We start from the raw sequence: 12,308 nt of genomic DNA on the forward strand, positions 1-12,308 counted from the left end.
TTCACACCGACGGCCCAGGGAGCGGGCCGGGCGCATGCGGCCGGGCGGGAGCTGTGGAAGCGTCACGAGCAACCGATCCCATTCCCCGCTGCTCATGAAGGGCCGACGGTGGTTGCTGCGGTTGCCGAGACGGGGGCTCGATTCGCGCTGTCCTGGGGCGAGTTCAGCCTCGGCCAGTACCTGGGGCTGATCCTGATCGCGGTGGGGACGCTGGTCGGCGCCTGGCTGGGGCGCCGGTGGTCGCACCGCTCGACGATGCTGCTCGGCGCCGCGTCCGGGGTGCTGCTGGCGGTGGCCGGCGCCGACATCGTGCCGCACGCCCTGCACGAGGCGGAGGAGCAGGGCCTCGCGGGCTGGATCGTGCCGGTCGTCGTCGCGGCCTCCGCCCTCGCCTCGGCGGGGCACAGCCTGCGCAGACGGGGGGAGCCGGGACGGCTGCTGGGCGCCGGAACGGCCGTCGCCCTCGTACTGCACCGGCTGGTCGAAGGCATGACGGTGGCTCTGCTGGCCTCCGTTCCCGTCGTGGCGGCGCTGACCGTGCACTCCGTCAGCGAAGGACTCGCGTTGACGGCGGTCCTCGACGCGCGCGGCCGAAGGCCGCTGACACCCTGGCTGGTCGCCGTCTGCGTGAGCCCGCTGGTGGGCGGCTGGATCACGCTGGTGGCACCGGTGCCGGAGTGGACGCACGCGCTGCTGCTCGCCATGGTCGCGGGCGTGCTGTTGCGGAACGCGGGCACCGCGCTGGCCCTGGCCCGGCGCCGGCACCTGGCCGGGGAGCTGCCGGCGGCTCCCGTGCTGCTCGCCCTCGGCTCGGCCGCCGCCGTCACCACGGCGGCCGTGCTGGTCCTGCGCTGACCGGGCCGGCCGCGCGCCGTTGAGTTGCGTGTCCGTGACGCGATGCGATGCTGGAGGTGGTTACCCCGCTCGGGGTATGCGCGGCACGCCCTTCATCCGCTGCCGCGCCCTTCCACCCCCGCCTCGGTCAGTGCCGAGTGGCGCGCGGCGGCAGCCACCCCCCCACCGGAAGGGCAGAACCATGGCCCAAGCAGCTCGAGTGCGTCGTGACACGACCAAGATGACCGACATCTGGGACGACCAGCTCCTCTGGTACGCCCGCGCGGTACGGAAGATGCAGAGCAGGCCGGAGAGCGATCCGACCAGCTGGCTCTGGCAGGCCAACATCCACGGCGAGAAGGCGGAAGCCCCCGGCCCCAACCCGGAATGGAACAACTGTCCGCACGGTGGCTGGTTCTTCCTGCCCTGGCACCGCGCCTACCTCCTCTGCTTCGAGGAGATCGTGCGCGACGTCATCCAGAACGAGCTGGACGGACCCGACGACTGGGCCCTGCCGTACTGGAACTACACCCGGGTGACGAACGGCGACCCGGACAGTCCGGAGTCCCTGGAATGCCGTCGCCTGCCGGGCGCGTTCCGCAGCCCGGGCTGGCCCGACGACGACGGCGGCAACCCGCTGTACCTGGCGGAGCCCGAGCGCAGTCCGGGCGCCGCCCTGGGAGCTCCCGTCGGGTGGACCGAGGTCAACCCGCACAAGGCCATGCAGGCAACCCACTTCACCGGGATGACCCAGTTCGGCAGCGAGTACACCGACGGCCATCTGGTCCACAGCAACGGGCAGTCCGGTCTGCTGGAGATGCAGCCGCACAACCTCCTCCACGGTTACGTGGGAGGGGTGATGCTGCAGTTCTACTCGCCCCGGGACCCGATCTTCTGGCTGCACCACGCCAACATCGACCGTCTCTGGGCCGCCTGGATCGCGAGCAACACCGGGCACAAGAACCCGACGGACGCGGACTGGCTCGGCTTCACCCACACCTTCCGCAACGCGCAGGGCAACCAGGTCGGGTTCACGTCCGAGGACCTTCAGTCCGAGCAGGTGCTCGGGTACGTCTACGAGTCGCTGACGGACGGAGTCGGGCTGAAGCCGCCCGAGCGGCTGGTCGCCATGGTGGCGGCCGGTGCCGACCCCTCGCCGGAACAGGTGGCGGCCACCTCGGGCCCGACCGACCTGGGTCCGGACACGCTCGCCGTCCCGCTGACCCCTGAGCCCGGCGCCCGTGCCGGGGCCCTGCCGGAGGCCGCCTCACCGCGGACGCCGAACCGAGCCATCCTCACCATGGACGACGTGCGCGCCGACGCGCCGCCCCAGACGAACTACCGCGTCTTCGTCGGCGCCCGCCCCGGCCATGAGGAGGACCTCGACCCCGAGGGCCCGTACTTCATCGGCCACCTGCACTTCTTCGGCGCCGTCGGCGCCAACACCCACCATCACGGTGGTGCGGGCCTGACCTTCACGTTCGACATCACCGAGCACCTCACCGAGTTGCGCCAGCTGGGCGTGTGGGACGGCGAGGGCATTCCGCCCGTCGTGGTGACACCGGCTCCGCTGGGCCCGCCGCCGCCCGACGCCGGGGAGGAGGCACGGGCCCTCGCGGCCGTGCAGACGCCACCGCCGGACTCGCGTCCCCGCATCGGCAGCATCTCCCTGAGCACCACCTGACCGAGGCAAGGAGGCCGGAATGGACACAGCAGACCTGGCCGGAACCTACACCTACCGAAGCTTCCTCGACCGGCCCGAGCCGGTGGACGACTTCAACCGGCTGCGGTTCGCCCAACTGGAGCTGAGGCTGTCGGTGGAGCCCGGCGGGGCGATCAGCGGAGCGCTGGTCTTCTCCGACGCACCCGACGACTTCCTCGCGATGGACATCACCGGGAAGGCCACGAACGGGTCCCTCGTGCACTTCACCCTGACCGGCAGAGGACAGCCGGACACGCCCATCTCGGACTTCCACTACGAGTACGACGGCATCATCCTCCCGCACTGGCCGACGGGGGTGAACCAGCGGCAGACCCTGGCCGGGACCGTGCTGCGCGCGGCTGACCACGGCAGCGGTCCCGACCGGGCACCGGCCGGTCAGACCGCCGGCTTCCTCGCGGTCAAGCGGGACGGCTGATCCCGCACGCGTGCACGCATGCACGCACGGGCGCCGGCGGCGGAAAGGATCCGCCGCCGGCGCTCCGTCTGCCGAACCGCCTCCTCAGTCCTCGTGTCCGGCCGGGGGCAGCGCGGCACCGGCCCGGCAGCCGACGAAGGAGGCGTTGGGGCAGAAGGCGTCGAAGCCCATGCCGTAGCGGGCGAAGGATCCCCACACCGCCATCCGGACCTCGGGGTACTCGGCCTGGGTGATCGACCTCCCCTGGAGGTCCTTCAGGGCCCGCAGGATCGCGTCGCGGGCCGTGAGGAGGGACGGGTTCTTGGGGGTGAGTTTCAGCCCGTCGACGACGGCCTGCCAGGCGGTGCGGTAGCCGCGTTCCTTGCTGCCGAGCTTCGCGCTGATCCGGCGGGTCATCTCCATGAGCGCGGCGCACCAGATCTCGCCGACGTTGTGGATCCTCGTGTAGTCGAGCCCGTTCGGGGTCTTGCCGATGTCGCCGAAGTCACCGGGGTACCGGTCGTCGTACGGCCGTTGGCGGAAGCCACCCGCCCTGTCGAGAACCCATTCGCCGATGACGGTGTGTTCCTGCTCGTGGGAGAAGTTGAGGATGGTGAGCGCGAAGAAGTCCGACCAGCCTTCGCCCATCGCCAGGGACTGGTTCTCCTGCAGACCGTTGGCATCGTGCAGGCCGCCGACCAGCCGGTTGGTCACACCGTGCGTGAACTCGTGGCGGACGACGTTCGCTTCCTTGGCCGTGTGCCGCTGGGAGCTGCCGACCAGACCCATGTTCATCTCCGCTGCCACACCGTCGGCGCGCGTGATCATATTGGCCGTGCCGAAGACAGGCCGGGGATGGGCGCGTGCCACGACGGGGTCGGCGCCCTGGCCCAGGCCCGAGAAATTGACGGTCTGGAAGTTGCCGTGCTCCTCCGTGAAGCCGAGCATCATGAAGAAGTCGTGCATGTAGTTGCACAGGAAGAAGATGTTCGTGACGAGCTGTTCCGGTGTGTCGGGGTTCGGGGCGAACACCCCGTTGCCCGCCGCGTCGACGTCCACCTGGAAGGTCTTGCCGGTGTCCGCGTCGACGGCCCGCACATTGTTCCCGGCGGTCGCCACGTGCCCGTTCTGCCGTGTGACCCAGGGCCCGGGGAATCCGGGCAACGCCGCCGCCGGGGGTTTGACCGGATAGTCGGTCAGCGGCAGGGGGAAGGAGGCCAGGGCGGGCTCGGTCTCGTCCGGGTTCTGCCGGATCACCACTCCACCGATGACGTGAGGGGTGAGGTCCTGGAGGTACAGGACCTGGGGTGCCGCCGCGTCCGCCGTCCTCGCGTCGGCCTCCACGAGGGCGTGGTACTGCACGGCCCCCTTCTCCCGGGAGAACCTGAACGACCAGGCGAGCCGCACGTCGTCGCCCATGTAGAAGTACACCAGCCGGGCGGGGATCGCCTCGTCGAAGGCGCCTGCCTCGAAGGTCATCGGCTGGTCGTTGCGTGCCTGGGAGCTGAGCCGGCGGAAGCCGGCCGAGATGTCCAGGCCCGGCAGCTCGTCGGTGCCGAACGGGCCGTCGAACGTGGCCGGTTCGGCGGCCTTTGCGGCGCCGGCGGCCAGCGCCGTCTCGACCGGCACCGTCGGCATCGTGGGGACGTTGCGCGGCACGCTCGCCGTGTCGCCGACGACCCTGTCCACCGTGCCGTCCGCGCGCAGCCACACCTTGGGAGCCATGCCCCACACGTCGATGCCGTTGAGCGTCTGCTGGAGGCTGACCACCCGTATGCCGCCGCTCGTTTCCGTCACCTTCGGATCGGCCTCGAACTCGGCGGGTTCTCCGGCGGCGAAGCCGATGGCCCCCGAGACCGAGGAGAGGTACTCCTTGGCCCGGGCGATGTAGTCGCCGTCGGCGGCCTCGGCGCCTGCCCGTTCGGCGAGGCCGGCCGGTGCGCCCTCCACCCGTAGCTCGGTCAGGTGCCCGGTGAAGCGGTTCACCTTGCCGCTCTCGGCGATGAGGGTGTGGCGCACCGACTCCGCCACACGATCGGTCTCGGCGAGGAAGGCCTCGGCGCCCGGGACTCGGGCGAGCCGGTCGTACTCCAGGTCCCGCTTGTCGATCAGCTGTGTCATGACGGATGCTCCTGTCACGGGCGTGGGGCCCGGTGTCGCGGTCCTACGGGTCACAGGCCCGCGAGGGTCAGGGCGGTCGCCGTGACGGAACGGGCGACCGTGGCTGCGAACCGCGTGCTGTGGTCCTGGTCCAGGAGGGTGTCTCCCGGGGTGTGGTACTGCCGGGTGCCCGTGCCGGGCCCTCCGTCGGCGGCGAAGATGTCCTCGGAGACGGCGACGGCGGCCCACCCCCGCTCGTGGAAGCTCGCGTGGTCGCTGCGCCCGATCGCCGGATCGGAGGGCCCCGTGAGCTGCTGCACCGTCACCGCGGGATCGACGGTGGGGACGGTCCCCGCGACGAGCGCGCCCAGCGCGTCGGACGCGCTCACGACCGGACCCGGCACCGAGGAACCGGCGTGGATCTCGACGGTGGGCGGGCTGCCCTGCTGGAGGCCCGCGATCATGTCCATCTGGAAGACACCGGCGATGCGCTCGTCGGCCGTGGCGGCGGCGCGGGCGTAGAACTTGCTGCCGACCAGTCCCTGTTCCTCGGCGTTGAAGAGCACGAAGCGCACGCTGCGGGTCGGTGCCCTGCCGTCCGCGAGCAGTGCGTGCAGGCACTCGGCCGCGGCCAGGACGGCGGCGGTTCCGCTGCCGTCGTCGTCGGCGCCCGGGGCGGGGTCCACGGCGGGATCGTAGGGGCGCGGGTCGCCGTTCTCGTCGACGAAGTCGCCGCTGGAGGCGGTGGAGTCCAGGTGTGCGGTGATGAGCACCGTGGAGTCCGCCCCGGCGACCCGGTGCTCGGCCTCCACGTTGAACAACCGCTGCCCGCGCCACCGGAACGGGTGCAGTCGTACGCTCAGGCCGAGGTCCTGGAAACGGTCCGCGAGCGCCTCGACGACCCGGGGGTTGTCCGCGGCGGAGGCGTCCCGGCTGCGCACCGGCGGTGCCTCGCCGTCCCCGAGCGGCTCGACACCGGAGATGCGCGCGACATGGCCGCGCAGTACCTCGGGGGTCACGGCTGCGAGCACCGCGGCGATCGTCTCCGGGGAGGGACTGCCGTCGCCGGCCGCGTGGGGGCCCGGCTCCGCCATGCCTTCCGCCGGGCCGACGGCGAGTCCTTGCGCCCATGCCTCTCCGGGGCGGGAGAGGAGTGCCGGGTCCGGAAGCAGTCGCTCGGTGTGTCCGGGCTTGGCGTCCGGCAGATGGACGTCCTCGATCGGGGCGCCGGCGGGTGCGGCGACGTAGACACCGCCCGGCGCGGGACCCAGCGGGAGGAGCGGCGGGGTGGTGGGTCCGGCGAGTTCGTCGGCGAGCAGGCCGAAAGCGGATGTGGCACGCGTCGTCGCCTCGTCCGGAGCGTCCGCGAGGCCCTGGGCGGGGGTGAGGCGACGGTCGTCGCGGATCAGGAACGCCGCCGTGTCCTCCAACGGCCCCCGCAAGTCGACCGAGAACCCCGCCTGTTCGAGCGCCGCGGCGCCGCGCATGCTCGTCATGGCCAGCACGAGGCGTGGGGACGCGATGTGCACGGGGACGACCTCGGTCTGGTTCACGACCGCCGCCAGCGCGGGCAGCCCTTGGCCTTCGGACAGCTCGATCCGCGCCCAGAGGACGGGACGGTTCTCCAGGGCGGCCCGGGTGAACACGGGATGGGCCGCCGTGCGCAGCCCGGCTTCCCTGGCGAAGGCGCGCTCCTGGTGGTCCTCGCCCACGAAGACGCACTCATCGGCCGCCGAGGCAGGTGTTCCCGCCCCCGCCGTGCCGGCGACCGCCTCGTCGAAGATCTCCCGGCTGTTCTTGGGGCCCCAGTTCACGAGCGCGTCGTCCGTGAAACGGCCGGGGAACGCCTCCCGCAGGGCCGACGCGGCCCGCTCGACGTCGCCTTCAGCCGAGCCGGGGTTGGAAATGACGCCCTTGCGTACGTCGTGGAAGGTGTCGAGCACGGCGAGGACACGTGGTCGGGGCAGGAACGTCAGCGAACCGTCGGCCTCCCGGCGGGAATCCGCCAAGGTCGCACCAATGTCGAAGAAGAGTACGGGCATTTCGGTGCCTCCACGAAGCGAACCCGTCCGGAATCGGCAGGTGACCGAGTGAACGTCTCGGGCGGCGACGGCCGTTCGAGAACCGGGGGAACCGCGCGAGCGGATGGCGCGGCACGACGGGAAAACCGTGAACGGCCCCGCGCTGTCGGCTGCTGCCACACTCCACTCCGGGATGGGGTTCCCGACCACTCCATCGTCTGCCTGCGGTTGCGCGCGCGCATCCCGGGGTATCGGTGAATTCCTTTCAACACCCGACAGTTGAAGAGGAAACAGTGCTTGTGCCACTCATGGCAACAGGTCGCCTCGCGTGACGGTGGCGCCGTGGTGGGCGCGGATGACCGCGATCACCGTGTCGGCGGTGCGGTCGAGGTGGCTACGGCCGTCGGGCAGTGGTGCCGTGGGGCTGATGTAGCTCTGCGGACCGAAGTGCGTGGCCGGGTCGAGTCGATGGACGGTGATCTTCCCGGCGCGACGGGCCCGGTTCCATCCGCTCCCGCGCGACAGCCGCCAGCGCTGCGGGAAGATCCAGGTGGCGATCTGCTCGATCCGGTCGTTCGTGCTGGTGAGCTGATGCAGGTGCTCGGCATGGGTGAGGTCGTTGGCTCCGTTGTGGAACCCGCCGAGTGTGATCAGCAGGAGCGGGCAGCGCAATTCGGCGTACAGCTCGCGGACGGCGCCGGTGGCGACCTGGGCGCCGCCGCTGTAGCTGAGCAGCACCACGGGCATGCCGCTGTCGGGCCGGTAGCCGGCGAGCCGGAGCTGAGTGGCGATCTGGGAGCCGACGGCCCGGTTGTAGAGGGGTCGGTAGCGGTGATCGGCGGCGACGAAGGTCTGCATGACGTTGTGCAGGAACAGCAGCAGCCCGAAGTGGCGACGCAGCCATGCCCATACCGGCCGATCGGCCAGCGGGTCGGCCAGCGGCGAGTAGGGCTGCACCTGGCCCAGTACCCGAAGCTCCGGTGCTCCGGCGATCAGGGCCTCGACCAGCAGGCCACCGTCCCGGCTGTCGCGGACGCGGCGTTTGCCGATGCCGTCGAGGTAGACGAGGTAGGCGCCCGGGGGACTGTCAGGGGCCGCGCCCCGGGCGTAGGGAACGCCCTCCGGGAGCTCGTCGGCAGGGGCCCGCCAGCCGGCGCCGTAGGCCAGAACCTCGTAGCGGGCCAACAGGGCCTCGGCCAGCAGAGCGGGCCCGACCACGCAGGCCCAGAACAGGAAACCGTTCATGCGATCGACTCCGGTGTCTCGCTCGCGCTGATCCTCACGACAAGTCGCCGGACGGTCTCCACAGCGAGACCCAGCCCGACCCCGGCGACGGCGACACAACCGGCGGCGCTCCACCAGCCCAGCCCGCTCTCCGCGGCGAGGGGGCCGACCAGACCGGTCCCGACCCCCACGAAGAGCAGCAGGTGCAGCAGCGGCCCGAGCAACGGGAAGGCGAGGACGGCGGCGAGCAGCAGCGGGGCGACGACGCCTGGTGTCCACACCAAGCCGGTTTCCGGAGATGACGCGGAGCGCACGAGCCCGGCCAAGGTCCACGCGGTCAGCGGCCACAGCGCGAACACCACACCCTCGACGAGGCCGGCGGGCAGCAGCACCGCGGCCACGCGAGCCCGTGGCATACCGGGCCGGCGCGCCACCAGAGGCAGGATGCGCCCGGCGGCCTCCGACAGCCCGGCGAGCAGCAGCAGGACGACGACCGTGGGGGACATCACTCCGCCTCGCTGTGCCGGACCGGCGGAGACGACTGACCGGCGGGGCCGGCCCGGTGCAGATACCGCTCGAGTTCGTCGGTGGCACGCCGGTATCCCCCCGCCTCGCGCTGGGCGGCCTGCAGGCTGCGGGCCGCTGCCCGGAACCGTGGTTCGTGGAGCAGCCGCCGGGCGAGGACGTGCACCGAGCCCTTGGCCACGTCCTGGGTGCGCATCGACAGGCCGGCGCCGAGCTCGACGACGCGGCGGGCCACCATCGGCTGGTCGGCGCCCTGGGGGATCACCAGCAGCGGAACCCCGGCGTACAGGGCCTCGTTGACGCTGTTCATCCCGCCGTGGGTGACGAACAGCGCCGCCCGGGCCAGCACCTCCGGTTGGGGCACGAACCGGCGGGCGAGCACGTTGGCCGGCAACGGACCCAGCGCCTCGGGATCGGTCTGTCCGGTGGAGACGATCACGGTGCCGCCCAGCGGGGCGAGCGCGGTGGCCAGGCCGCGCAGCAACCGGGGGTCGGCGTCGAACACCGTACCCAGGGAGGCGAACAGCACCGGGTCCCGCAGCCGGTCGGCCGGGAACGACGGGTCGACGGGTCGGGCGCCGATGCTCGGGCCGACGAACCGGTAGGACCGGTCGAAACTCTCGACGGCGGGCTGGAACGCCCGTGAGGTGTACACCAGATTCAGCGGCTGGCGGATGTTGGCGAGGTCGAGCAGGGGCAACCCGCGCGCGTCGAAGCGCCGGTGCAGCGCCCAGCGGGACCGCAGATAACCCCGGACACTGCGGGGCTGAGCCGTCGCCGCGGTCAGCAGGTCCCAGGAGCCACGGGTCGGGCTCGGGACCTGCCGGTCGAGGGCGAACGTGGTGAACGAGGAGGCAGCGGGCACCCCGAGTTCGCGGGCGGCCACCGCGCCCCACGGACAGGCACTGTCGTGGACGATCAGGTCGGGTCGGTCGCGGCGCAGTGCGGTGAGCACGGCGGGCAGCAGGTGGACGGCGGTGCTCGCCAGCGACTCCATCCATGTGACCGGCGTAGGCGGATCGGGGAGCGGCTGGTCGCCCCCGGGGTACAGGTGTACGGCCGCTCCGGCCGCCTCGATCTCGTCACGGAACGCGGGCGAGGTGTGGTACGTGACTTCGTGGCCGCGCCGGACGAGTTCGGCCACGACGGGCAGCGTCGGATTGACGTGCCCGTGCATGCCGATGCCGAGGAACGCGATGGTGCTCACAGACCGACCTCCGTCATGGAAGAAGTTGATGACCGGCCTGGGCCCGTCGGTGCCGCCAAGGAGTCGTCGGCCCGGTACAGCCCCGGCCCACTGACGCGCAGCCCGTCCAGAAAGCGCTCCGCCGTGCGGCACGCGGTGCTGATCAGCCGCTGGGACTGGCCGAAGTCCCACGGTGCGGGCCAGACTTCGATGCCGGTCGGCAGCATGACGGTCGGGATGTGCTGAGACACCTCGCGCAGGTCACGCTCGATCTGGTGGTGCAACAGCAGCAGCCCGGCCCTGGCGGCGATCGCACCGGCACGTCGGCGTGGAACGATGGGGCGCAACGGCGAGCTCTCCGGCCCGGTCGCCACCACCACGACGCTGGCCGCTCCGGCCTGCAGGGCCGCCAGCACCGGGACATAGGCGATCAACCCGCCGTCGACGAGTGTCCGGCCGGCCCGGTCCACCGGGGGCAGCATCCCGGGAACGGCCGCACTGGCCAGCAGCGCGGACTCCAGGTCCCCCTCGTCGAGCAGCACCGCAGCACCGGTGACCAGGTCCGTGGCCACCGCCGTGAACGGGACCGCCAACTCCTCGATCCGCGACGGCAGTCCGGCCCGGGCGATCAGCCGACGCAGACCGCGATCGGTGAAGACGCTGGTCCGTGAGGACAGGCCGCCGAGCGGATACACGTCACGGCGACGCAATCGGGTCCACACGTGTTCCAGCCACGGCGCGGCCCGGTGCGGGTGAGCGGCGGCGATGGCCCCGTTGAGGGCACCCACCGAGGTTCCGACGATCATGTCCGGCAGGAACCCATGGCGCTCCAGCGCGTACCCGACACCGATGTGCGCCGCTCCGAGCACGCCACCGGCGCCGACCACCACGGCCACGGGGCGGGGGAGGGTGTGCAGGCCCGCCGTTGGGGGATTTCCCCTCATGATCCACCTCTCTTGTCATGTCAGTGGTGCATGAGCAGCACGAGGGCCGTGCCCATGGCCGTCGATCCGTGCCAGAAGCGGTCCAGGGGCCCGCCGAGGCCGGTGGACCCGTCCAGGCCGCCGGTGGTTCCGCGCAGCCTGGGCATGTCACGGGTCAGCGACCGGAGCGCGTAGGCCAGCAGACAGAGCGTGAGCGCACCGGTGATCAGGTCGCCGGTCCGCGCGTCCGTGACTCCGCCGTGCCGCACGGGCATCCACGCCATGGCGGCCATGCCGACCGCGTGGGGCGACCTGCGGACGAGGACGGCCAGTCCAGGGCCACGGCGGCCGAGAACCGCGGTCAGCGGAAACCACAGTGCCGCGCCGGCAAAGAGGAACGACGTCGTCCGTCCCGGTGGGGGCCCTTCGCCGATCGGATGCCACGGCATCGCCGCCATCGCCGACGCCATGGCCGCGTGCAGGAGACCGTCGCCTCGGACGAGCCATCCGGAGCCCCGTGGCAGCACGGCATGCCGGAGCGCGTGGACGGCCGCGGCCGCGAACAGCGCTGTCAGCATGCCGCTCACCACGTCAGTGGCGCTCATGCCTTGGACAGTCAGTCAGTGGGCCGTGGGGCGCGAAGAGGGGCCCGCCGGGCCAGTTCCTCCTCCTCGACCAGTTCCAGCATGGGCTTGCCCGGCGCGCAGAGCATCGTCACCACGAACCGGGTGCGCGCGTCGGACAGCGCGTTGCCGTCCTGGTAGTGGATCGGGTCGCCGCCCGGCTCCCAGAACGTCCCGCCCGCCTCGATCACGCGCTCGGGCTCGCCCTCCAACTCGAAACGGACGGCGCCCTCGACGACGTATCCGAACGCCGGTCCCGAGTGGCGGTGGGGCGGGCTTCCCGGGTCGCCGGGCTCCCACTCGACGAAGATGGTCATCGCCGACGCGCCCTCGGGAACGGTGAGCGGAGCGGTGTCCTGCAGCATCGTCGCCGCCGTCTTCCATCCCTCCGACCCGGTCCGCTCTCCGGTCCCCTGCGCTGAGTCCTTGTCCGACATGTGTCGGCCTCCCTCGGATTCATCCGGCCATGGCCACCATGGCCGTCTCCAGTGATGACCGGGCTCCACACGCATCTGTGACACTCGCGGCCACACCAGTGTCACAACATGGGTATGAGCCCTTTCCCAGGTGGTGGCCCGACGTCGCGCCGGGCGCTGTGGCCGGCCGTCGCCGAGGCTGCGCCGGCACGATGAGACGTTCTGGATGTGGTCGGCCATCCGTGCGGAGATGATCGCGGAGCTGGAGCGGTACGGTTTCATCGCGCTGCCGGAACGGCCGGACCCGTCCGTTCCGGCGGTACGACTGGCACGCCAGGA

Annotated in this window: 11 protein-coding genes; 3 read left to right on the forward strand and 8 right to left on the reverse strand. The window is 71.7% G+C overall.

Going from position 1 to position 12,308, the window contains the following annotated elements; genetic code table 11:
* The first annotated feature begins 108 nt into the window (after positions 1 to 108).
* The 3 genes from ACYQ8Q_RS34155 to ACYQ8Q_RS34165 all read left to right on the forward strand — a co-directional run bounded on the left by ACYQ8Q_RS34155 (position 109) and on the right by ACYQ8Q_RS34165 (position 2,972).
* The gene (locus ACYQ8Q_RS34155) at positions 109 to 855 is read left to right on the forward strand and encodes a ZIP family metal transporter (RefSeq protein WP_460070476.1); all 747 of its coding nucleotides are present in this window, start codon (positions 109 to 111) and stop codon (positions 853 to 855) included.
* A gap of 220 nt (positions 856 to 1,075) precedes the next feature.
* Entirely contained in the window at positions 1,076 to 2,518 is a 1,443-nt protein-coding gene (locus ACYQ8Q_RS34160) for a tyrosinase family protein (RefSeq protein ID WP_460070477.1), read from the forward strand.
* Between the two features lie 19 nt (positions 2,519 to 2,537).
* Positions 2,538 to 2,972 (forward strand): hypothetical protein, encoded by a 435-nt coding sequence (locus ACYQ8Q_RS34165; RefSeq protein WP_460070478.1) that lies wholly within the window; start codon positions 2,538 to 2,540, stop codon positions 2,970 to 2,972.
* Positions 2,973 to 3,056: 84 nt separating this feature from the next.
* Here the strand turns inward: ACYQ8Q_RS34165 and ACYQ8Q_RS34170 are convergent, their stop codons facing one another.
* From ACYQ8Q_RS34170 to ACYQ8Q_RS34205, 8 genes are all read right to left on the reverse strand, one after another.
* Positions 3,057 to 5,072, reverse strand: a complete 2,016-nt coding sequence (locus ACYQ8Q_RS34170; protein WP_460070480.1) for a M36 family metallopeptidase — start codon at positions 5,070 to 5,072, stop codon at positions 3,057 to 3,059.
* A 50-nt stretch (positions 5,073 to 5,122) separates the two neighbouring features.
* A complete protein-coding gene (locus tag ACYQ8Q_RS34175; protein WP_460070481.1) occupies positions 5,123 to 7,093 on the reverse strand; it encodes a M28 family metallopeptidase in 1,971 nt (656 codons plus the stop codon).
* A 285-nt stretch (positions 7,094 to 7,378) separates the two neighbouring features.
* The gene (locus ACYQ8Q_RS34180; RefSeq protein WP_460070482.1) at positions 7,379 to 8,317 is read right to left on the reverse strand and encodes a hypothetical protein; all 939 of its coding nucleotides are present in this window, start codon (positions 8,315 to 8,317) and stop codon (positions 7,379 to 7,381) included.
* Positions 8,314 to 8,802 (reverse strand): hypothetical protein, encoded by a 489-nt coding sequence (locus ACYQ8Q_RS34185; protein WP_460070484.1) that lies wholly within the window; start codon positions 8,800 to 8,802, stop codon positions 8,314 to 8,316. The genes ACYQ8Q_RS34180 and ACYQ8Q_RS34185 overlap by 4 nt, the downstream gene beginning before the upstream one ends.
* Positions 8,802 to 10,028, reverse strand: a complete 1,227-nt coding sequence (locus ACYQ8Q_RS34190) for a macrolide family glycosyltransferase (protein ID WP_460070485.1) — start codon at positions 10,026 to 10,028, stop codon at positions 8,802 to 8,804. The genes ACYQ8Q_RS34185 and ACYQ8Q_RS34190 overlap by 1 nt, the downstream gene beginning before the upstream one ends.
* A complete protein-coding gene (locus ACYQ8Q_RS34195) occupies positions 10,025 to 10,951 on the reverse strand; it encodes a patatin-like phospholipase family protein (protein WP_460070486.1) in 927 nt (308 codons plus the stop codon). Before ACYQ8Q_RS34195 ends, ACYQ8Q_RS34190 begins: the two co-directional genes overlap by 4 nt.
* 20 nt (positions 10,952 to 10,971) lie before the next feature.
* Positions 10,972 to 11,535 carry a DUF5134 domain-containing protein gene (locus tag ACYQ8Q_RS34200; RefSeq protein ID WP_460070487.1) on the reverse strand — a complete coding sequence of 188 codons (564 nt, stop codon included), beginning with the start codon at positions 11,533 to 11,535 and terminating at the stop codon, positions 10,972 to 10,974.
* Positions 11,536 to 11,546: 11 nt separating this feature from the next.
* Complete coding sequence (locus ACYQ8Q_RS34205; protein ID WP_460070488.1) at positions 11,547 to 11,990, reverse strand: cupin domain-containing protein; 444 nt, start codon at positions 11,988 to 11,990, stop codon at positions 11,547 to 11,549.
* Positions 11,991 to 12,308: the final 318 nt, after the last annotated feature.

The sequence above is a fragment of the Streptomyces sp. YKOK-I1 genome, from assembly GCF_054660435.1.